The organism is Curtobacterium sp. PhB115, assembly GCF_003752025.1.
Taxonomy (GTDB): Bacteria; Actinomycetota; Actinomycetes; order Actinomycetales; family Microbacteriaceae; genus Curtobacterium.
The window spans coordinates 850,659-872,005 of record NZ_RJKR01000005.1 but is presented as its reverse complement, the minus strand read 5'-3'; the positions used below and the strand labels follow the sequence as shown (position 1 = coordinate 872,005).

The window sequence follows — 21,347 nt, the reverse complement described above, 5'->3', positions numbered from 1 at the left end:
GCGGCTGTGCGGCTGCGGTGCGTGTGTGCGTGTGTGCGTGCGCATGTTCCGACGAACCACGACGTGATCGACGCGTGTTTCGTCGCAACATGCACGCGCACACGATGCACGTGCAACGAACGACATCCCACCCGTCGAACGACAGGTGGGATGTCGGAACATGCACACGCATGGCGCACGCCGCGCGGCCAGCCGGCCGGGCTAGGCGGCAGCGGGCACCTTCGCCGACACGTCGGACAACGTCTGCAGCTCCTCTGCGCTGAGCTCGAGGTCCGCCGACGCCAAGAGCGCCGGCAGCTGCTCGGTGTTCCGGGCACTGGCGATCGGCGCGACGACGTCCGGCTGCGCCTGCAGCCAGGCGAGGGCCACGGTGGCGATCTCGGCGTCGTGCGCCTCGGCGATGGTGGACAGCGCGTCGACGACCGCGAGCCCCTCGTCGTTGAAGTAGCCGGAGACCTGGCCCTCGCGGTCCTTACCCGCGAAGTCCTCTGCTGAGCGGTACTTCCCCGTCAGGAACCCGGCCGCCAGCGAGAAGTACGGCACGACACCGAGCCCGTGAGCCTTCGCCAACGGTGCGATCTCGGACTCGTAGGGCTCACGGGTGACGAGGTTGTAGTGCGGCTGGATGGCGACCGGCTGCGCGAGGCCGTTCTCCGTCGCGATGCGGATCCACTCCTCGGCGCGGTCCTTCGAGTAGTTCGAGATCGCGGTGTAGCGGACGATGCCGTCCGTGACGAGTTGGTCGAAGGCGCGGACGGTCTCCTCGAGCGGGGTCGACTGGTCGTCGAAGTGCGCGTAGTACAGGTCGATCCGGTCGGTGCCGAGGCGCTGCAGGCTCGCACGGGCAGCAGCCGCGACGGTGTCGGCGCCGAGGCCCTGGAACTCCGGGTGCTGCGAGCCCTTCGTCGCGATGACGACGTCGTCACGCTTGCCCGAGGCGCGGAGCCACGAGCCGATGACCCGCTCGGACTCGCCGCCCTCGTTGCCGGGTGCCCACGCCGAGTACACGTCGGCGGTGTCGATGAAGTCACCGCCCGCAGCGGTGTAGGCGTCGAGGACCTGGTGGGAGGTCGACTCGTCCGCCGTCCACCCGAAGACGTTGCCGCCGAGGGCGAGGGGGAACACGTGCAGGTCGCTGGAACCGATGCGGGGCATGCGGGGTCCTTTCGTGGTCGTGGAGTCGATCGGAGTTGGTCGACGCCGCGGTCCTCGGTGCGGACCGCGCGTCTCCCGACGCTATGCCCCGAGTCTTGACACCACCCCGGTACCGCGGGATTGCATGGACCCATGACCACGCTCACCGACGCACTCGCCCACCCCCGGTCCTCGGTCCGGCTGCAGGCGGTGATGGCCGCGGGGACGACCCCGGACCCGGCGGACCTCGACGTGCTCGTGGAGCGGTGCGCGGTCGAGCCGGACTTCTTCGTCCGGGACATGCTGACCTGGGCCCTCACCCGGCACCCGGCGCCGCAGGTCGTGGCGCGCGTCCTGCCGGAGCTCGAACAGCCCGAGCCGCAGGCCCGGAGCCAGGCGCTGCACACCCTGTCGAAGGTCGGGGACCCCGCTGCCTGGCCCGCCGTGCAGCCCCTGCTCGCGGACCACGACGACGAGGTGCTCCGGGCCGCCTGGCGCACCGCCGTCGCACTCGTCCCCGACGACGAGCGCGACGCCCTGGCCAGGACGCTCGCGGTGCAGCTCGGCATCGGCGCGCGGGAGCGGCGGCTGAGCTTGTCGCGTGCCCTCGTGGGGCTCGGTGAGGAGACCGTCGCGCCGGTCCTCGCGACGGCGGCCGAGCGCGGCTCCGACGCCGTCCGGGAGCACGTCGCCGACACCGAACGGCTGCTGCACGACCCGGACGCGGCGTCCTCGCACGCGCTCGAGCGGGCCCGCCGTGAGGTCGCGCTCGGTCGCACGCGGTCCGCCAAGGGCTGAGCGCGGCCGTGCCCGCGCGCTCGCGCACCGGGTGCGTCGGCCGGTCACGACACCCCGTGCGTCGCGCGCCGGGTGGTCGCGAACTGTCGCCTGAGCGGGCTCCGGGCGACGGAACGTGACCACTCGGCGGACGTGAGCGGGGTGTTGTGACCGGCCGGACCGCCGGACAGGAGGCCCGTGGCCCGGCCGCCACGCGCCTCCAGTCCGATTGCACGCGCGTTCGCGAGCCCTCGGCCGGTCACGACACCCCGTGCGTCGCGCGCCGGGTGGTCACGAACTGTCGGCTGAGCGGGCTCCGGGCGACGGAACGTGACCTCTCGGCGGACGTGAGCGGGGTGTTGTGACCGGCCGGACCGCCGGACAGGAGGCCCGTGGCCCGGCCGCCACGCGCCTCCAGTCCGGTGGCACGCGCGTTCGCGAGCCGCAGCGCGGTCACGACACCCCGTGCGTGGCGCGCCGGGTGGTCGCGAACTGTCGGCTGAGCGGGCTCCGGGCGACGGAACGTGACCACTCGGCGGACGTGAGCGGGGTGTTGTGACCACTCGGCGGACGTGAGCGGGGTGTCGTGACCCGCCTCGCGCTCAGTCGGCGTCGGGCGCCAGCCAGATGGCGGAAGCCGCCGCGGCCGGCAGGTCGACCATCGACTCGGACCCGTCCGTGCCCCGCCGCGACACCGCGATCACGCCCGCGTAGTCCCGCACCCGCTCGACCCGCAGGTGCGTGCCGAGCCCGACGCCGAGCTCGTCGAAGTAGCGCAGCAGCGACGGGTCGTCGTCGGAGACCCGGTCGACCGTGCCGCAGGATCCGGGCTCGATCGCCCCGAGCAGGGTGCCGAGAGTGGCAGGAACGACCCCGTCCGCACCGGGGATCGGGTCACCGTGCGGGTCGTGCGTCGGGTGTCCGAGGTCCGCGTCGACCCGGTCGAGGAACTGCTCCGAGACCGCGTGCTCGAGGGCTTCTGCCTCGGTGTGCACCTCGTCCCACGAGTAGCCGAGCCGCTCGACCAGGAACGTCTCGATGAGCCGGTGCCGCCGCACCATCGCGACGGCGACCTGCTGCCCGAGCGGGGTGAGCACGACGCCGTAGTACGGGGTGTGCTCGATGAGGCCGTCGCGGTCGAGTTTCTTCAGGTTGCCCGACACCGTCGAGGCCGACACCCCGAGCGTCGCCGCGATGTCCCTGGTCGCCAGGCCGGTACCGCCACGCTCCCCGGCCTTCCAGACGAGCTTCACGTAGTCCTCCGCCATGGTCGACAGGGAGGGCAGGCGCATACCGCCAATGGTACGGCCAGCCTGGTACAACCGGGAGGTGACCACGACCGCGCCGACCACCCCCGCGAAGACGACTCCCGGCCGGCGTCGCCGGTGGCCGGTCCCGCCGTCGCTGCTCATCGGTCTCGCCCCGCTCGTGGTCTTCGCGGCGATCAGCGCCTGGCGGTCGCGACCGAGCGACGACTACCCGGCCCTCGGCCAGACCGTCGACAGCGTCGTCCGGGCGCTCGTGATCCCGGAGGGCATCGCCGCCGTGGCCCTCTGCCTCGTCGTCACGGCACTCGGCTGGTGGCGGATCGCCACCGTCGACCGGACCCGCACGACGCTGCGGTGGACGATGACGGCGCCGATCCTGATCCTCGTCGTGTGCGTGGTGCGACTGCCGCTCATCGAGTGGACGGCGCTGCCGGCGCACTACTTCCTGCTGCTCACCGTCGGGGTGCTGTTCGTCGGGGTCTTCGAGGAGCTGATGGCACGGGGGATGCTGCTCGTGGGGCTCCGCCGACGGCTGCCGGAGTTCGGCGTGTGGGCGCTGTCCTGCGTGCTGTTCGGGCTGCTGCACCTGCTCAACGCCCTCGCCGGTGCGGGGATCGGGCCGACGCTCATCCAGGTGGTGTTCGCGGCGTCCTTCGGTTCGACGCTCTACCTCGCCCGGCGGCTGACCGGTTCGCTGCTCGTCCCGGTGCTGCTGCACGCGTTCTGGGACTTCGGGTCGATCGGCTACTCCGCCACCGCCGACGTGCACGACCAGGGCCGGCTGGCGGTGCTCGGGCTGATCGGGCTGTTCTCGTTCGGGGTGCTCGCGCTCGGCGTCGTGGCCGGCGGCGTGGTCGCATGGCGGGACGACCGGCCGCGGCGGCTCGAGCGGCGGTGGCGTTCGGTGCCGCCGATGGCGGCGTTCGCCTTGGAGGCCCGTGGCGACCTGGCAGCGCCGGCCTCGGCCCGGTAGGCGCCCGGCTGCAGAGCCGCGGCGGCCTTCCGCGCCCGGCGGGCTTCCGCGCCCGGCGCGCTTCCGCGCCCGGCGCGCTTCCGCGCCCGGTGCGCGGGCCGCCCGGTGCGCGGCAGCTACGGAGCGGGCCGTCAGGGCTTGCGGCCGACGGCGAACACCCGACGGAACGGGTACACGGTGCCGTGGTCGCTCGCCGGGTACGCCTCGCGCAGCGCCGCCCGGTACCGGTCGACGTACTCCGCCGTCAGCGCACCGGTCGGATCGGCGGCGTCGAGGGCAGCCAGTGCCGGTCGCAGCCCGGTGCCGCGCACCCAGTCGAGCACCGGGTCCTCGCCCGGCAGCAGCTGCGCGTACGTCGTCTCCCACGCTCGGGCCGCGAACCCGGCGTCGAGCATGATGCCCAGGTAGCCCGCGGGGTCGAGCACCGGGTCCGACCGCAGAACGCCGTCGAGCGCCGACGCCCAGGGCCCGGACGCCCCGATCGACCGCATCAGCGCGTGCGACGGGGACCCGAAGTTGCCCGGCACCTGCATCGCGAACCACGACCCGGACGGCATCGCGTCGAGCCAGCGCGGCAGCAGTGCCACGTGCGACGGCACCCACTGCAGCGCCGCGTTCGTCACGACCACGTCGTCGGTCGGCCCGGGCATCCAGTCCTCGATCGCCCCGAGCGCGAACGACAGGTTCGGCAGGTCGGCCAGAGCGGGGTCGGCCGCAGCCGACGCGAGCATCTCCGCCGAGCTGTCGATCCCGACCACCGGCGACGAACGCCACCGCGCGGCCAACGTGGCCGTGAGGGCCCCGGGACCGCAGCCCAGGTCGACGACGCGACGTGGCGCCTCCCGTCCGTCACGGGCCGGCCACGCGACCTGCGCGACCAGGTCGTGGAAGGGACGCCCGCGGTCGTCCGCGAACGCGGCGTACCGCGACGGCTCCCAGCGCACCGCTAGATCTCGACCTCGAAGGGCTCGGTGCGGACGAGCTCGTGCACGCCGGAGATGACCTCGCTCGGACGGAACGGGTAGCGGTCGATCTCGGCCTGGTCGCTGATCCCCGTCATCACGAGGACGGTGTGGAGCCCGGCCTCGATGCCCGCCTGCACGTCGGTGTCCATCCGGTCGCCGATCATGCCGGTGTTCTCGGAGTGGGCGCCGATGCGGTTCATCGCGGAGCGGAACATCATCGGGTTCGGCTTGCCGACCACGTAGGGCTGCTTGCCGGTGGCCTTCTCGATCATCGCGGCGATCGCGCCCGTGGCGGGCAGCACACCCTCGGCGCTCGGGCCGGTGGCGTCCGGGTTCGTGACGATGAACCGGGCACCGTCGCGGATCAGGCGGACGGCCTTCGTGATCGCCTCGAACGAGTAGTTGCGGGTCTCGCCGACGACGACGTAGTCGGGCGCGGTCTCGGTCATGATGAAGCCGGCCTCGTGCAGGGCGGTGGTCATGCCGGCCTCGCCGATCACGAACGCGGAGCCGCCGGGCATCTGGGAGCGGCAGAAGTCCGCCGTGGCGAGGGCGCTCGTCCAGATGCGCTCCTCGGGAACGTGCAGGCCCGAGCTCCGGAGCCGGGCGCTGAGGTCACGGGGCGTGAAGATCGAGTTGTTCGTGAGCACCAGGAACTCGGTGCCCTCGTCGAGCCACTGCTGGATGAGTTCGGGGGCGCCGGGGAGCGCCTTGTTCTCGTGGACGAGCACGCCGTCCATGTCGGTCAGCCAGCACTCGACGTCGTTGCGGGTACCCATGGCCTCACCCTAACGGCGTGGCTGACCATGAAAGGGCCGGGAGGCACGGATCGGCTCTTGCGCGCTGCTCGCGGACCCGAGAAGGTCGAGACACCGAACGCCGGTCGGCTTTTGCCCTAGGCTTTTCGGGACACGTACCGAATCAAGGAGAACCCGCCGTGCTCGTCGAACCCGGAAACCCGTCCACCACGCCCCGACCCGCCGCGGCGTCGGCTCCGGATGCGGTGCCGGGCCTGGTCGACGGGACGCCGCGACGACGCCGTGGCCGACCCAACGTGCTGAGCCGCGAGCAGGTCATCGACGCCGCCACCGCGATCGCGAACGAGGACGGCATCGACCGGTTGTCCTTCCGGGCCCTCGGCGTCCGGCTCGGCGTTGCTCCGATGACGGTGCACCGGACCATCGGCGGCCTCGACGACCTGCACGCCGAACTCGTACGGCGCACCGTCGACGAGTTCACCGCCACCTTCGTCTGGCCGGACGAGTGGCACGCGGTGGTGCGCACCTTCGCGACGACCTTCCGTGACCTGATGCTGACGCACCCCCTCGTGCTCGAGTCGCACAGCCGCCGAGGTGCCCTGGTCTCCACGGAGTCCGACGCCGTCGTGGCGAAGGTCGTCGGGGCGCTCCGCTCCGCCGGGCTGCCCGACGCCGAGGCGATGTACGCCTTCTTCGTCGTGTACGACTTCGTGGTCGGGCACACCGGCGTGCAGGTCGGGAGGGGCGACTCCGAGGCCGGACGCCCGGAGCGGCACGCGCTCGTCGGCGAGATGGTCGGGGCGCACTCGTACGAGGACCGCTTCGCGCTCGGGCTCGACATCCTCATCGCCGGGATCGAGGCGCGGGTCCACTGACCCGGGGCGCGGGGCGGGGCGCGGGGCGGGGCGGGTCGCCGCGGGTCGCCGCGGGTCGCACGGTGCGAGGGTGCGAGGGTGCGGCGGGTCTGCACCTCGCACGGTGCGAGGGTGCGGCGGCGCTGAGCCGTTCGGTGCGAGGTTCCGCGCAGTGTGCGAGGGCGTTGGGCCCGCACGGAGCGCGGAACCTCGCACGGTGCAGGTGCACGGGGCGCTGAGGCCGCTGGGGTCGCACGGTGCGAGGGTGCGGCGGCGCTGAGCTGCTCGGTGCGAGGTGTCGCGCAGTGTGCGACGGCGGGGGCCCCGCACGGAGCGCGGAACCTCGCACGCTCCCGGCGCGCCGGTCGCACGGTGCGAGGGCGCCGCAGGGCTGCACCTCGCACGGTGCGAGGGGGCCCCGGGCTCGCCGTACGCTGGAGCCGTGACCACTGCGCCCGAACCGTCGCACGAGCTGACGACGAACGGGGTCGGCCCACACCCCGAGCCCTGGCCGGACGACCCGCGGCTCGACCCGGAGCTGCTCGCGGCGGGAGATTCCCGGAACGTGCTCGAACACTTCCGGTACTGGTCGATGGACGCCATCGTCGCCGAGCTCGACACCCGTCGGCATGCATTCGACGTCGCGATCGAGAACTGGCAGCACGACCTCAACATCGGGTCGATCGTGCGGAGCGCCAACGCGTTCCTGGCCGGCACGGTCCACATCATCGGCCGCCGGCGGTGGAACAAGCGCGGTGCGATGGTCACCGACCGCTACCAGCACGTCCGGTACCACCCCGACGTCGAGGCCTTCCTCGCGGCGATGGCGGAAGAGCAGCGCCCGGTGATCGCGATCGACAACACCCCCGGCGCCGAGCGCATCGAGACCGCCGTGATCCCCGAGCGCTGCGTCTTCCTGTTCGGTCAGGAGGGCCCCGGCCTCACGGACGAGGCCGTCGCGGGAGCGTCCGGACACCTCGAGATCACGCAGTTCGGGTCGACGCGGAGCATCAACGCCTCCGCCGCGGCCGCGATCGTCATGCACAGCTGGGTGGTCCAGCACGCCCGGTTGCCGGACGCTTCCTGAGCAGAAAAGGTCGAGTCCGGGCACTGGACCCGACCATTCCTGCTCACGAAGCGTGCGGGGCGGACGCGTGGCGGGCCTCCAGGCCGGGCGCGGAGTGCGGAGTGCGGGGTGCCCGGTGCGGCGGAGCAGGGGAGCGGGGGTGCGTGCTGCGCGATCAGCGCGGGGCGGTCGTGCGACGCGCGACCAGGCGGGGTTCGACGAGGACCTCCGTCGCGGCGAGTCCCGGGTCCGCGATGCGGGCCAGCAGGCGTTCGCCGGCGCCGCGGCCGATCTCGACGCTGCGGTCGTCGATGCTCGTCAGGGCGACGTAGCGCGTCGCGGCGACGGGGGTGTCGTCGTAGCCGATGACCGAGACGTCCTCGGGGACACGGAGTCCGCGTTCGGCGAGTTCGGACAGTGCTCCGAGAGCCATGACGTCGTTCGCCGCGAACACCGCGGTGACGTCGGGGTGCGCGTCGAGCAGGGCACCGAGTGCACGGGATCCGGCGTCCTCGGTGGGTTCGCCGGGCAGGACCGCGGCGGCGACGTGGGCACCCGCAGCGGCTGCGACGGTCGCCTCGAAGCCCGTGCGGCGTTCCTTCGACGCCGCCGAAGCCGCCCCGACGAAGCCGAGCCGCGTGTGGCCGAGGGCGAGCAGGTGCTCCGCGGCCATGCCACCACCGGCGCGGTCGTCGTTCGCGACGGTGTCCGCACGGGGGATCGACACCCGGCCGCCGGCGATCACGAGGGGCATCGACGCCGGGATCGCGAGGTCCGTCGTCGGTTCGCCCGCGATGACGATGCCCTCGACGCGCATGGAGAGGAAGCCCTCGACCGGTGAGGCGTCGAGCCCCGTGTTGAGGAACCGGTCGGCGACGACCAGGCGGTGGCCCTGGTCCTGCAGCGCCTCGCGGAGGCCGGTGAGCAGGTCCACGAACCACTGGTTCCGGAAGTCGTCGAGGACCACGCCGATGGTGCGGCTGCGAGTGCCGGCGAGCGAGACCGCAGCGGTGGAGGGGCGGTAGTCGAGCTCCTGGATCGCCTCGAGCACGGCCTGCCGGCGCTGGTCGCTGACGCGGGGGGAGCGCTGCAGCACGAGGGAGACGAGGGACTTCGACACCCCGGCGCGCGCGGCGACGTCGTAGATGGTCGCGGGCTTGCCGTCTCCCATGATGCTGTTCGACCTCCGTTGGTTCGTGGGTCGATCGTAGCGGCGGTTGACGTGACATGGGCGGTGGGGCGGGGCGGGGCTGGGCGCGGGCGGGCGCGGGTGCGCTGCGCTTCGCTTGGTGAGCAGAAATGGTCGGGTGCGTGGTCCCGACTCGACCTTTTCTGCTCACGATGTGCGTGTGGTCACTCCTCCACACGGGAGGCGCGGGTCACGTTGTGCACGGAAGGTGCGTTCCGCCCGGCTTGCGGGAGCGCGGGGCGCGAGTGTGGTGGGCATGCGAGCACGCCCACTTCCACCCCCGCTCCGGTACCGGCCGTTCGACGTCGGGGCCGCTGACCGTGCGGGTGTCTGCCGACAACGACTCCGCCGGCGAGACCTGGTCCGGCCGACCCGGTCGATCCGCTGGGCGCGCGGACGCCCACCCGATGACGTCGAACGGATCCGGGCGTTCCGGCAGATCCTGCTGCCCGGACAGTTCGTCAGCCACCTCTCGGCTGCCGCGCTGTGGGAGCTGCCCGTGCCCGTCGGTGCCGCAGGTCCGGTGCACATCACAAGCCGGATCCCCGTCGCCCAACCGCGCCGGACCGGGGTCGTCGGACACCGCATCACCGCCGACCGGGCTGCCGTCGTCGAGCGATGGGGGATGCCCGTGAGCACCCCTGCCGCGCTGTGGGTGGAGTGCGGAGCGTTGTTGGCCGTCGACCAACTCGTCGTGCTCGGCGACGCGGTCGTGACGGAACGGCGGTGCGCGACGACGATCGACGACCTGCGCGGAGCGCTCGACCGGGCCGGGGCGCGCGCAGGTGTCCGGAAGCTGCGGGCGGCACTCAAGCTCGTGCGAGTCGGCGCCGGCTCGCCGCAGGAGACCAGGGCGCGGCTGACGATCGTGCGAGCCGGACTGCCCGAGCCGACGCTGCAGCTCGACATCCTCGACGAAGCCGGGCGGTTCGTCGGCCGCATCGACATGGCCTACCCGGAGCAGCGCATCGTGATCGAGTACGAGGGGGACCAGCACCGCACCGACGCCGAACAGTGGGGACGGGACCTCCGCCGGTACCGCGAGGTCGAGCGGCTCGGGTGGGCCGTCGTCCGGTGGGCGAAGTCCGACCTGGGCCCGCACGCGCACGGTGCGGTCGATCACCTGAGGTCACTGCTCGCGCGTCGGGGGTAGCGTCCGCGGCATGGCGACGCTGCTCATCACCGGGGCCGCAGGACGCATCGGGGCTGCACTCCGGCCTCGGCTCCGCGCGGCCGGACACGACCTCGTCCTGCTCGACGAACGGACCCCGGACGACCCGGTCTCGCCGGGGGAGCGGTTCGTCGCCGGCTCGGTGAACGACGTCGACGCGCTCGAGAACGCGCTCGCCGGGGTCGACACCGTCGTGCACTTGGCGGGCATCCCGACCGAGGCGCCGTGGGACGACCTGATCGCCGCGAACCTGACGGGGACGAAGAACGTCCTGGAGCGGGCGGCGGCGAACGGGGTGCTCCGGGTCATGCTCGCGAGCTCGATCCACGCCGTCGGCCTCGTCCCCGAACCGCTCGAGCAGCCGGGGAGCGTCCCGGGCGATCGGCTGCCCCGGCCGGACACGTACTACGGCGTGACGAAGGCCGGGATGGAACTGCTCGGCAGCCTGTTCGCCGACCGGTACGACATGTCGGTCGTCTCGGCGCGCATCGGGGCGTTCGGAGAGCGGCCGTCGTCGTCGCGGGCGTTGCTGATGTGGAGTTCGCCCGACGACCTGGTGCGGCTCGTCCTGGCGACGGTCGAACTCCGCGAACCCGGACACCACGTCGTGTGGGCGCTGTCGCGGAACTCCGGGTCGCCGGCGGACCTGTCGGCGGGCGAGGCGATCGGATTCGTCCCGCACGACGACGCGTCCGCGGTGCTCGACGCCGACGCCCGCGAGGCTCTGCCGCCCGACGACCTGCGGACCCTCGGCGGCGGGATGGTCGAACTGCCCCTCGGGCGCAGCGCTTCGTGAGCAGGAATGGTCGGGTGACCTGAGGCCACCCGACCATTTCTGCTCACGAAGCGAACGCGGGCGAACGCGGGCGAACGCGGGCGAACGCGGGCGAACGCGGGCGAACGCTGGCGAGCGCGGGCGAACGCGGGCGAACGCTGGCGAGCGCGGGCGAACGCGGGCGAGCGCCGGTGCCGGGCGACGCCCCCCGCCCCCTACCCGATCAGGCTCGGCCGCAGGTCGCGCAGCGTCCTCGAGCGGGTCTGCCGCGCCGTGACCACGAAGGACACGAGCAGCGCACCGAGGAGCCAGCAGAGCAGCACGCCGGCATCCGACCACGCGGCGCCGAGGCTCCCGCCGTACATCGTCTGCCGGATGGCGTCGACGGAGTACGTCATCGGCAGCGCGAAGTGCAGCGCCGCCAACGGCCCCGGAAGGGTCTGCCAGGGGAACGTGCCCCCGGCGGTGACGAGCTGCACGAGCATCAGCACCAGGCCGAGGAACTGCCCCACCGACCCGAGCAGCACGTTGAGCGCCATGATGATCGCCGCGAAGGTCGCCGAGGCCAGCACCATGATCCCGATCGTCCCACCGACGTGCACCACGTTCAGGTCGAGGGCGAACCGGACGATGAAGAACAGCGCCACCATCTGCACCAGGCCGAGCAGGGCCGGCGTCAGCCACCCGCCGAACACCACCGCCAGGGGCTTCCGCACCGCGGTGATCGCCCGCTTCGAGATCGGCTTCAGGATGAGGAACAGCGCGTACATGCCGATCCAGGCCGCGAGGGAGATGAAGAACGGTGCGAGGCCGGCACCGTAGTTCGACGCGGCGGCGACGTTGTCGTCCCCGACCTTGACCGGGTCGGAGATGACCGAGGCCTGCGACTCCCGCTCCGAGGCGTTCGACGCCGGGATCTTCGTGCGGCCCTCGTCGAGGGACGACGCGAGCTTCGACGAGCCGGTCTTCAGCTTCGCGAGCCCCGAGGCGAGCGACGACGCCCCGTCATCGGCGGACGCGGCGCCCGACGCGAGCGACGCAGCACCCGAGGACAGCTCCGGAGCGGCCGCGGCCAGCGCGGACGTCCCCGAGGCCACCTGCGATGCACCGTCCGACAGCGTGGACGCGCCGGTCGCCGCAGACGAGATGCCGGACGCCAGGGTCGGAGCGGCTGATGCCAGCGACGACGTGCCGGCAGCGACCTGCGCGGACCCGTCGCGGAGCTGGTCGACCGACGACTTCGTGGTCTCGTACGTCTTCTTGGCCTGTGCCCCCGTGGTGTTCACCTGCGTGACGGCGTCCGTGACGGTGGCGGTCAGCGCGGCCTGCTGTTCCTCGGTCAGCGTCACGCCCTCCGGCAGGTTGTCGGTGATGCCGGCGAGCACGGTGGCGGCGTCGAGCGGCTGGAGCGCCTCGACGTCGGAGCTGTACGAGTCGACGGTGTCCGCGAGCTGCTTGTTGCCCGCTGCCACCTGCTGCGCGCCCGAGTTCAGCTGCGCCGTCTGGTCCGGCAGCGCCGCCGTCTGCTGCTGCGCACTCGCCAGGCCCGAGGCGAGCGTCGCGGCGCCGGATGCCACCTGCTGCGCGCCGCTGTCCAGCTGCGTCGTCTGGGACGGCAACGAAGCCGTGCCGTCGGCGAGTTCGGCGGCGCCGGACGACAACTCGCCGGTGCCGTCGGCGAGCGTCGCGGCTCCGGAGGCGGCCGTGGCGGTGCCCGACGCCAGCTGGTCGGCACCGTCGACGGCGTCGCCCAGGCTGTCGCGGACGTCGGCGAGCCCGACGAGCAGGGTCTTCGCCGCCTGCTTGCCGACCCGCTCGGCGACGGCGGTGCGCATGGTCTTGCCCGCCTGCTCCGCGATGGTCGAGGCCAGGTACGAGTTCGTGTCGGCGGTCGTCATGACGAGCTTCGCCTGCGTGGGGTCGTCGGACTGCGCGGACACCAGGTGCTCGGAGAAGTCGTGCGGGATGGTCACCACGAAGTCGTAGGTGCCGTTCCGGACGCCGGAGCGGGCGTCGGCCGCGGTGGTCTTCGTCCACTTGAAGTCGGCGCCGTCGATCGCCTCTTTCGTGACGTCCGTGCCGTAGTCGACGTGGTCGCCGTCGAGCGTGGCCCCGGCGTCCAGGTTGACGATCGCCGCGGGGATCTGGTCGAGCTTCGCGTACGGGTCGCGGTTCGCCCACAGGTACGCGCCGCCGTACAGCAGCGGCACGATCATGAGCGCGATGAACGCCAGACGTGCGAGCGGGGTCGCGGTGAGCCGCGCCAGTTCGGAGCGGACGAGCGAGGTGGTGGTCACGGGGTTGCCTCCGTCGGGACGGTTGCGGATTCTGCGGTGACGGACGGACCGGACTGGAGGCCCGGGTCGTTCCCGTCAGACAGGGCCGCGTCGTCGGGACCCTCGGTCTGGGTGGTGTCGAGCAGGTTCTCGACGGTGGTGGCGGCTGCCTTCGAGGTGACGAGCACCACGGTCACGCCGCGCCGGGCGACGTCGCGCAGGACGGCGAACCACTCCTCGACGGCGCCGCCGTGCCGCTCGGGCGAGGTGAGCACGATGCCCGTCACCCCGTCGCGGAGCAGGGCGAGTTCGACGAGCAGCCGGACCCGCACCGCCGTCGGCACCCGCTGCACGTGGGTGTCGGCGTAGTGCTGCAGCCCGAGCTCGTCGAGCACGGTGTCGACGTGCTCGCGGGAGGGGCGCTGCCCGGCGAACGCGAGCTCTTCGCGGACGATCTGCTTGACGCTCAGCACCGGGAAGGGTTCGGCGACGCCGGGGGTGTCGACCAGGGCGAAGGCGCGGCGCACGGCGGCGGCGTCCTCGTGTCCGTCGAGCAGCACCCGACCGGTGTCGGGGTGCATCCGGCCGCCGGCGACGAGCGAGGCGAGCACGGGTGCCTGCTCGGTCTCGACGGCGACGACCCCGGGGCGTCCGGGGGCGGCGACGGCGGAGACGACGGGCAGTGCCGCGCCGGGCTCGTCGCCGATGCCGACGTTGGCGAGTTCGAGCGTCATGCGGGGTCCTTCACAGCGGGTGCAACGGGAGCAGCGGGAGCAGCGGGAGCAGCGGGTTCGGAGAGCAGCGCGGTGCGCCAGTCGATGCCGGCCATGCCGAGCGCGGACAGCACGACCATGCGGCGCCCGTCCTCGTCACTGGTGCCGGACCGGGTGGCCTCGTCGAGGACGGCGATGCACGCTCCTTCGACCAGGCGCCCGAGCGTCGCGGGGTCGACGTCGTCGCGCATCGCACCGTCCGCGATGCCCAGGGCGCAGGCTTCGCGGACCCGGGCGCGCAGCGGTGCGAACACCTCGGCGACGGGTTCGGCGAACGGGCTGCGCACGGCGACCCTGGCCATCGAGCGGACGTGGGACACCTCGGACCAGAGCGTCACGGCGATCGCGGCCAGTCGCGCGGCCGGCGGGAGCTCCTGCAGGTCCGAGGTGGTCGGCATCGCGGCGGCGATCCGGGCGGCCCCGGCCGTCACGACCTCGCGCACGAGGTCGTCGCGGGACGGGAAATGTCCGTACACCGCGCGTCGGGACAGTCCGGCGGCGGCGGCGATCATCTCGATCGAGGCGTCCGGGTCGCGCTGCAGGCAGGTCTTCGCGGCGTCGAGGAGGGCTGCCCGGTTCTCGGTCGCGTCGCGGCGGGGCGCGCGCGTGGAGGGGGAAGCAGAGGTCATGTCCACCATCCTAATAACGTGCACACACGTGTGCAACTTAACAGGGAAGCCGCCCCCGAACGGGGGTGTCCCCCAAAGTGCGGACTGTCCACCCTGAGAGCAAACGCATAACTTCACAGCAATCTCATGCGAACCACGGACTGAGCCTGGAGTGTCCTCTTTGAACCGTGCAACACCGAATTCAGACCCGAACCCGAATCAACACCACCAGCTCCACCCGAGTCGCATCACCCGAGTCCTGACCGCCGGCATCGCCGCCGCGGCCCTGGCCTGCGGTGGGCTCGCCGTCGGCGGTGCTGCCTCGGCGGCACCGGCCGGCACCTCGATCGCCGCACTGAAGCTCTCCGCACCGCTGCGGGACGCCAAGGCCTCCAAGACCGTCGCCGCCTTCGTGCGCACGACGGGCAAGGGTGCGCTCGAGGTCGACGCCGCGGCCAAGGGCGGTGACCTGACCAAGTCGAAGACGCAGTCCTCGGCAGCGAAGAGCCGCGTCAAGGCCATCGAGTCGACCACCGACGCCGTCAGCGCCGCCGTGAAGCGCGCCGACTCCGACGCCACCGAGCTGTACTCGACCGAGTACACGGTCCCCGGCGTCGCGGTCGTCGCCGACGTCTCCGCGCTCCAGGAGATCGCGAAGCGCTCCGACGTCGAGAGCGTCATCCCGCTCACGCCGAAGAAGATCGTCGACCCGACCGTCAACGCCGACGCGAGTGCTGCTCCGTCCGGCGTGGACCCGAGCCTGGCGAAGGCCGGCGCGGACGGGGTCGCCCCGAAGAACGCCGCGAGCGACGTCTACACGCGCTCGCTCAACGCCTGGCAGCAGACCGGTCACACCGGCAAGGACGTCAACGTCGCCGTCCTCGACACCGGCCTCGACTACACCCAGGCCGACTTCGGTGGCCCCGGCACGACGGCCGCCTACCAGGAGGCCCTGGCGAACGCGAGCAGCGGCGCCCCGGACCCCAGCCTGTACGACGCGTCCAAGTTCCTGGGCGGGTACGACTTCGCCGGTGCGACCTACAACGCGGACCCGGACGACCCGGCGTACGACCCGGTGCCGGCTCCGGACGAGAACCCCATCGACGGCAAGGGCGGCGACCACGGCACGCACGTGTCCGGCTCGATCGCGGGCTACGGCCTGACCGCCGACAAGAAGACCTTCGACGGCGACTACACGAAGCTGACCACCAAGCAGGTGCAGGACATGTGGATCGGCCCGGGCACCGCGCCCGAGTCCGGCCTCTACGCCCTCAAGGTGTTCGGTGACGGCGGCGGTTCGACCGACGTCACGGGTGCCGCACTCGACTGGGTGGGCCAGGCGCTCACCCAGGGCAAGGACATCAACGTCCTCAACCTGTCGCTCGGCTCCGACTACGGCGCACCGGACGACCCCGACAACGCCAAGATCGACGCACTGACCGCTCGCGGGGTCCTGCCCGTGATCGCCTCCGGCAACGCCGACGACTTCACCGACATCGGTGGATCGCCCGGGAACGCCGAGGGTGCGCTGACCGTCGCCGCGAGCGCCACCGGCCAGTCGCTGTACGACGGCGTCGAGGCCACCGCCCCGGCGAACGTCGCGAAGACCTACCGGTCGCAGTACTCGCAGAACTTCACGGGCACGCTGCCGGTCGAGGGTGACGTCGTCGTCCCGACCAGCAACATCGACGGCTGCGCCGCGTTCAGCGCTGCGGACGCCGCGAAGATCGCGGGCAAGGTCGTCTGGCTCAAGTGGACCGACGCAGCACTCGAGTGCGGCTCCGGCGTGCGCTTCGGCAACGTCCAGGCAGCCGGCGGTGTCGGCGTGCTCCTGGCAGGCACGATCAACACCTTCGACTCGGGCATCGCCGGCAACGCGACCATCCCGGGTGCCGAGCTGACGCTCGATGCCGCCACGAGCCTCCAGGCCGCTGCCAAGGCGGGGACCCTGCACGTGCGCTTCGCGGACGAGCTGCAGGGCTTCGAACTGGCCACCGACCCGGAGACCGTGAACACGCTCGCCGGGTTCACCAGCCGTGGTGTCCACGGTTCGTTCGACGACATCGTCAAGCCGGACATCGCCGGCCCCGGGGTCAACGTGATCTCCGCGGCCAACGGCACCGGTGACGGACGCCTGTCGATGAGCGGCACGTCGATGGCGACGCCGGACGTGGCGGGCATCGCCGCGCTGACGTTCCAGTCGCACCCGACGTGGAGCGCACCGCAGGTCAAGGCGGCGCTGATGAACACGGCGACGCACGACGTCAAGGACGGCAACCGTTCGGCGACCCTGCTCCGCCAGGGCACCGGCCGCGTCGACGCCCTGCAGGCCGTGACCGCCGGCACCACCGTCCGCAGCGTCGAGAACGACCTGCTCGTCACCGCTTCGTACGGTGTCGTCGAGGTCTCGGGCAAGACGAGCGAGAGCCGCACCCTGCAGATCGCGAACACCGACGGCGTCGCGCACACCTACGACGTGGCCTACCAGCCGCAGGTGTCGCAGCCCGGTGTGACGTTCGCGCTCAGCTCGAAGCGGGTCACCGTCCCGGCGAACCGCACGGCGACCGTGAAGCTCACGTTCACCATCGCCGACCCGACGAAGCTCCGCCGCGTCATCGACCCCACCCAGGAGTCGGTGCAGCAGGGCTACCAGCGCGAGTTCGTGGCCGCGGCCTCGGGCATCGTCGCCTTCTCGCCGACGGACAAGACGACCAACCCGCTGCGGGTCGGCGCCTACGTCGCACCGAAGCCCGTCAGTTCCGTGCAGGGTCGCTCCACCGTGGCCTTCACCGGTCCGGGCAAGGCGGCCGACCTCACCCTGAAGGGCCGCACGGTCGACCAGGGCGGGATCACCTCCGGCTACCACGCGACCGTCGCACCGTTCGTGCTCGGCGGGACCGACCCGGTCGAGGCGTTCCCGGAGGGCTCGGCCAAGCGCTCGCTGCAGGCGGCGGACATCCGCTCCTACGGTGCCGCGTACGACAAGGCCTCCGACACGCTCGCGTTCGGTGTGCAGACGGCCGGCCCCGACGCCAACCCCGGCGCCGTGACCAACGTCGAGGTCCTCATCGACACGAACCGTGACGGTGAGCCCGACTACCTGCTGTACAACGCCAAGTCCGCAGCGGTGGACGCGACGTTCGCCACGACGGTCGACCTGGCCACCGGCGAGGTCGTCGACGCCCAGCCGCTCAACGGCGGGGCGCCCGGACAGGACGTCAACACCTTCGACAGCTCCGTGAAGGTGCTCACCGTCACCGGTTCGCTCATCGGCGCGAAGAGCAAGTTCACCTACTCGGTGCTCACCGAGTCGGCGTACGCCCCGGCACTGGCCACCAGCGGTTCCTACGTGGTCGACGAGACGAAGAACGCCTCGTTCGACCCGTCGAAGCCGGCGCTCTCGTTCGCGCAGGGTCGCAGCACGGGTGTCCTGTTCGCCGACTCCGGCAAGATCCGGGTCACCCGGGCCTCCGGTGTCACGAAGGCCACCGTGCTCCTGCTGCACCTCGACAACGCCGTGGGCAAGCAGGTCGGCACGTCGACCATCTCGGTGACCCCGCCGAAGCTCGCGCTCGCTGCCGGCAGCAAGGTGTCGATCAGCGGGTCGGCGAAGGTCGGTTCGAAGCTCACCGCGAACCACGGCAAGTGGAGCACCGCGAAGGCGTCGTACAAGTACCAGTGGCTCCGTGACGGCAAGGCCGTCGGGAAAGCCACCGCGGCGACGCTGAAGCTCGGCACGTCGGACGTCGGGCACAAGTTCACCGTGAAGGTGACGGCGCACGCGTCCGGCTACAAGGACGGCACCGCGACGTCCAAGTCGACCGCGAAGGTGACGCGCCGGTAGTCGCCGCGAGCGCGTCCACGCGCCGCACATGGTGAGCAGAAGATGTCGGGTCCCGAGTTCGGACCCGACATCTTCTGCTCACGAAACGAGATCGAGGCACTCCCTCGACGCGGATTCAGGACAGGTAGTTAGACAAACTAGTAACACGATGGCAGGGTGGTGCACATGACGAACACGCTCAAGCAGCTCCGGACGAACCCCGTCGAGTGGCGCCGCCGTGGGCTCACCCCGCCGGACGTCATCCAGGCGATGGTCGAGCAGCGACTCGCCGAGCCCGGGCACTCGCAGCCCGTCGGCGACCCGTCGTACCAGGACTTCTTCCGCGCCTGATCGCGGAACGCACGCCCACATCGGACGGGAGGCACGGTGCCAGCTGGCACCGCGCCTCCCGTCCGGTTTCTGGTTGGCTCCAGGGCTACTGGCCGACCTCGTCGTCGGCCGCCTTCTCGGCCTTGTCGACCTGGTCGCCGTGGCCGCCGCCGGTGGCCTTGTCGGCCGCGTCCCCTGCCTTGTCCAGGCCGGCGTCCGACGCCTTCTCGCCCTTGTCGCTGTTCGCGAAGTCCTTGGCCTTGTCACCGAGGTCGCTCATGTCGTGCTCCTTCCGATGGTGGATCTGACGCGTCCGACCGTGCTCCGCGACCGCCGAGCGGCTGCCCAGCCTGCGTCGTCCGGACAGGGTGCCTGACCCCCGCGGGTGGCGCGCAGGTGACCAGCCGATAGACTCGGGTGGACCACCGGCCCGCCTGGTCGCGTGAGGTCCTCCGCCAACGTGAGGAGAACCAGATGCCCGCAGCAGTCATCATCGGAGCCCAGTGGGGCGACGAGGGCAAGGGGAAGGCCACCGACCTCCTCGGCTCCCGCATCGACTACGTCGTGAAGTTCAACGGCGGCAACAACGCCGGCCACACGGTCGTCGTCGGCGGCGAGAAGTACGCGCTGCACCTGCTGCCCTCCGGCATCCTCACGCCCGGCGTCACGCCGATCATCGGCAACGGCGTCGTCGTCGACCTCGAGGTCCTGTTCCAGGAGCTCGACGCGCTCAAGGCCCGCGGCGTCGACGTCTCGAAGCTGCTCGTGTCGGCGAACGCCCACGTCATCACGCACTACCACCGCACCATCGACAAGGTGACCGAGCGGTTCCTCGGCAAGCGCCAGATCGGCACCACCGGCCGCGGCATCGGCCCGACCTACGCCGACAAGATCAACCGCGTCGGCATCCGGATCCAGGACATCTTCGACGAGAACATCCTGCGGCAGAAGGTCGAAGCGGCCCTCGACCAGAAGAACCACCTGCTGGTCAAGGTCTTCAACCGCCGCGCGATCGACGCCGAGGAAGTGGTCGAGTCGCTGCTGTCCTTCGCCGACCGCCTGCGCCCGATGGTCGCCGACACCGCCCTCGAGATCCACCGTGCCCTCGAGCGCGGCGACACCGTCCTGTTCGAGGCCGGTCAGGCCACGATGCTCGACGTCGACCACGGCACCTACCCGTTCGTGACCTCGTCGTCCGCGACCGCCGGTGGCGCCGCGACCGGTTCCGGCATCGGCCCGGGCAAGCTCGAGCGCATCATCGGCATCGTCAAGGCGTACACGACCCGCGTCGGCGCCGGCCCGTTCCCGACCGAGCTGTTCGACGAGTCGGGCGAGTTCCTGCGCGCCAACGGCTTCGAGTTCGGCACCACGACCGGCCGTCCCCGCCGCTGCGGTTGGTACGACGCCCCGATCGCCCGCTACACGGCACGCATCAACGGTGTGACCGACTTCGTGCTCACCAAGCTCGACGTCCTGACGGGTCTCGAGACGATCCCGGTGTGCGTCGCGTACGAGGTCGACGGTGTCCGCGTGGACGAGGTCCCCGTGAACCAGTCGGACTTCCACCACGCGAAGCCCGTGTACGAAGAGTTCCCCGGCTGGACCGAGGACATCACCGGCGCCCGTTCGTTCGAGGACCTGCCGGCGAACGCCCAGGCCTACGTCCTCGCGGTCGAGGCGATGTCCGGCGCACGGATCTCCGCGATCGGTGTGGGTCCGGGCCGCGACGCCATCGTCGTGCGGCACGACCTGCTCGGCGCCGGCGCCTGACGATGCGGATCCTGTTCGTCTGCAGCGGCAACATCTGTCGTTCACCGCTCGGCGCGCAGGTCCTGACGGCGCGACTCGGCCCGGACGCTGCGGCGTTCGTGGTCGAGTCCGCCGGCACCATCGCCGACGACGGTGCCGCGATGGACGGTGCCGCGGCGGCGCAGTCGGTGCGGCTCGGCGGCGACCCGTCGGCGCACGGTTCGCGGTACCTGACGGCGGCGATCGCGTCGGAGGCCGACCTCGTGCTGACGGCGGAGCGATCGCACCGTGCTGCCGTGGTGTCGCTGGCGCCCCGGGCTGCGCGGAGGGCGTTCACGATCAAGCAGTTCGCGCGGGTGATCGCGGGACTCGAGCCGTCGGACCTGGACGGCGTCGGGTCTCCCGTCGAGCTCGTCGATCGGGTCGCGCGACTCCGGGGGGCCGTGCCGCCGCCGGCCGACCCCGCTGACGACGACGTCGACGACCCCTACCGCCGGTCCGAGGCGACGCATCAGCGCGTGGCGGACGAGATCGACGGGGCGCTCGCGGTGATCGCCGAGGCGTTGCGGGGCTCGTTGCGCTGAGGTTCGTGCTCGTGCTCGTGCCCGTCGGCGTGTGCTCGAGCCCGTCGGCGTGTGCTCGCCCTCGCACGGTGCGAGGTTTCGACGAGTGTGCGAGGTCGTTCGGGTCGCACGGTGCGCGGAACGTCGCACACTGCGGTGGCGGCGGGCGCGAGCACGGTGCGAGGGGCGCGCGGCGCTACGGTGCGAGGTTTCGACGAGTGTGCGGGGTCGTTCGGGTCGCACGGTGCGCGGAACCTCGCACGCTGCGGTGACGGCCCGGCAAGCACGACGCGGC

19 protein-coding genes are annotated in these 21,347 nt (G+C 71.9%); 10 read left to right on the top strand and 9 right to left on the bottom strand.

Annotation, left to right across the window (positions count from 1 at the left end; genetic code table 11):
- Positions 1-201: 201 nt before the first annotated feature.
- Positions 202-1,155 carry an aldo/keto reductase gene (locus EDF19_RS04340; protein WP_123679652.1) on the bottom strand — a complete coding sequence of 318 codons (954 nt, stop codon included), beginning with the start codon at positions 1,153-1,155 and terminating at the stop codon, positions 202-204.
- 132 nt (positions 1,156-1,287) lie between these two features.
- On the opposite strand from EDF19_RS04340, the gene EDF19_RS04335 reads away from it, so the two are divergent.
- Positions 1,288-1,932 carry a HEAT repeat domain-containing protein gene (locus EDF19_RS04335; RefSeq protein ID WP_123679651.1) on the top strand — a complete coding sequence of 215 codons (645 nt, stop codon included), beginning with the start codon at positions 1,288-1,290 and terminating at the stop codon, positions 1,930-1,932.
- Between the two features lie 581 nt (positions 1,933-2,513).
- Here the strand turns inward: EDF19_RS04335 and EDF19_RS04320 are convergent.
- Entirely contained in the window at positions 2,514-3,203 is a 690-nt protein-coding gene (locus EDF19_RS04320; protein ID WP_123679648.1) for a metal-dependent transcriptional regulator, read from the bottom strand.
- Positions 3,204-3,240: 37 nt separating this feature from the next.
- Between EDF19_RS04320 and EDF19_RS04315 the strand changes: the two genes are divergently transcribed.
- Positions 3,241-4,152 carry a CPBP family intramembrane glutamic endopeptidase gene (locus tag EDF19_RS04315; RefSeq protein ID WP_185022665.1) on the top strand — a complete coding sequence of 304 codons (912 nt, stop codon included), beginning with the start codon at positions 3,241-3,243 and terminating at the stop codon, positions 4,150-4,152.
- A gap of 131 nt (positions 4,153-4,283) precedes the next feature.
- Here the strand turns inward: EDF19_RS04315 and EDF19_RS04310 are convergent, their stop codons facing one another.
- Together EDF19_RS04310 and EDF19_RS04305 are read right to left on the bottom strand one after the other, a co-directional pair.
- Positions 4,284-5,096 (bottom strand): methyltransferase domain-containing protein, encoded by an 813-nt coding sequence (locus EDF19_RS04310; RefSeq protein ID WP_123679646.1) that lies wholly within the window; start codon positions 5,094-5,096, stop codon positions 4,284-4,286.
- 2 nt (positions 5,097-5,098) lie between these two features.
- Positions 5,099-5,896, bottom strand: coding sequence for an HAD-IIA family hydrolase (locus EDF19_RS04305; protein WP_123679645.1), 798 nt, complete (start codon positions 5,894-5,896; stop codon positions 5,099-5,101).
- A 158-nt stretch (positions 5,897-6,054) separates the two neighbouring features.
- Here EDF19_RS04305 and EDF19_RS04300 point away from each other — a divergent pair, with 158 nt between their 5' ends.
- The gene (locus EDF19_RS04300; protein ID WP_123679644.1) at positions 6,055-6,750 is read left to right on the top strand and encodes a TetR/AcrR family transcriptional regulator C-terminal domain-containing protein; all 696 of its coding nucleotides are present in this window, start codon (positions 6,055-6,057) and stop codon (positions 6,748-6,750) included.
- A 421-nt stretch (positions 6,751-7,171) separates the two neighbouring features.
- Positions 7,172-7,816, top strand: a complete 645-nt coding sequence (locus tag EDF19_RS04295) for a TrmH family RNA methyltransferase (protein WP_123679643.1) — start codon at positions 7,172-7,174, stop codon at positions 7,814-7,816.
- 154 nt (positions 7,817-7,970) lie between these two features.
- Here EDF19_RS04295 and EDF19_RS04290 read toward each other — a convergent pair whose 3' ends face one another.
- Positions 7,971-8,966: a LacI family DNA-binding transcriptional regulator gene (locus tag EDF19_RS04290; RefSeq protein ID WP_123679642.1), complete on the bottom strand. Its 996-nt coding sequence runs from the start codon at positions 8,964-8,966 to the stop codon at positions 7,971-7,973.
- A gap of 274 nt (positions 8,967-9,240) precedes the next feature.
- Between EDF19_RS04290 and EDF19_RS04285 the strand changes: the two genes are divergently transcribed.
- Positions 9,241-10,137 (top strand): DUF559 domain-containing protein, encoded by an 897-nt coding sequence (locus EDF19_RS04285; protein WP_123679641.1) that lies wholly within the window; start codon positions 9,241-9,243, stop codon positions 10,135-10,137.
- Between the two features lie 10 nt (positions 10,138-10,147).
- Positions 10,148-10,951 (top strand): NAD(P)-dependent oxidoreductase, encoded by an 804-nt coding sequence (locus EDF19_RS04280; protein ID WP_123679640.1) that lies wholly within the window; start codon positions 10,148-10,150, stop codon positions 10,949-10,951.
- 194 nt (positions 10,952-11,145) lie between these two features.
- Here EDF19_RS04280 and EDF19_RS04275 read toward each other — a convergent pair whose 3' ends face one another.
- From EDF19_RS04275 to EDF19_RS04265, 3 genes are read right to left on the bottom strand one after another with little or no spacing between them, the layout of a single operon-like run.
- Positions 11,146-13,227, bottom strand: a complete 2,082-nt coding sequence (locus EDF19_RS04275; RefSeq protein ID WP_123679639.1) for a YhgE/Pip domain-containing protein — start codon at positions 13,225-13,227, stop codon at positions 11,146-11,148.
- Positions 13,224-13,940 (bottom strand): hypothetical protein, encoded by a 717-nt coding sequence (locus tag EDF19_RS04270; protein ID WP_123679638.1) that lies wholly within the window; start codon positions 13,938-13,940, stop codon positions 13,224-13,226. The genes EDF19_RS04275 and EDF19_RS04270 overlap by 4 nt, the downstream gene beginning before the upstream one ends.
- Positions 13,937-14,608: a TetR/AcrR family transcriptional regulator gene (locus EDF19_RS04265; protein WP_123679938.1), complete on the bottom strand. Its 672-nt coding sequence runs from the start codon at positions 14,606-14,608 to the stop codon at positions 13,937-13,939. The genes EDF19_RS04270 and EDF19_RS04265 overlap by 4 nt, the downstream gene beginning before the upstream one ends.
- 160 nt (positions 14,609-14,768) lie before the next feature.
- Here EDF19_RS04265 and EDF19_RS04260 point away from each other — a divergent pair, with 160 nt between their 5' ends.
- Together EDF19_RS04260 and EDF19_RS19015 are read left to right on the top strand one after the other, a co-directional pair.
- A complete protein-coding gene (locus tag EDF19_RS04260; RefSeq protein ID WP_123679637.1) occupies positions 14,769-18,431 on the top strand; it encodes a S8 family serine peptidase in 3,663 nt (1,220 codons plus the stop codon).
- A 165-nt stretch (positions 18,432-18,596) separates the two neighbouring features.
- Entirely contained in the window at positions 18,597-18,761 is a 165-nt protein-coding gene (locus EDF19_RS19015) for a hypothetical protein (RefSeq protein ID WP_185022664.1), read from the top strand.
- Between the two features lie 85 nt (positions 18,762-18,846).
- Here the strand turns inward: EDF19_RS19015 and EDF19_RS04255 are convergent, their stop codons facing one another.
- The gene (locus EDF19_RS04255; RefSeq protein ID WP_123679636.1) at positions 18,847-19,020 is read right to left on the bottom strand and encodes an antitoxin; all 174 of its coding nucleotides are present in this window, start codon (positions 19,018-19,020) and stop codon (positions 18,847-18,849) included.
- Between the two features lie 194 nt (positions 19,021-19,214).
- On the opposite strand from EDF19_RS04255, the gene EDF19_RS04250 reads away from it, so the two are divergent.
- Together EDF19_RS04250 and EDF19_RS04245 are read left to right on the top strand one after the other, a co-directional pair.
- Positions 19,215-20,510, top strand: a complete 1,296-nt coding sequence (locus EDF19_RS04250; RefSeq protein WP_123679937.1) for an adenylosuccinate synthase — start codon at positions 19,215-19,217, stop codon at positions 20,508-20,510.
- Between the two features lie 2 nt (positions 20,511-20,512).
- The gene (locus tag EDF19_RS04245) at positions 20,513-21,073 is read left to right on the top strand and encodes a low molecular weight phosphatase family protein (protein WP_123679635.1); all 561 of its coding nucleotides are present in this window, start codon (positions 20,513-20,515) and stop codon (positions 21,071-21,073) included.
- Positions 21,074-21,347 lie beyond the last annotated feature (274 nt).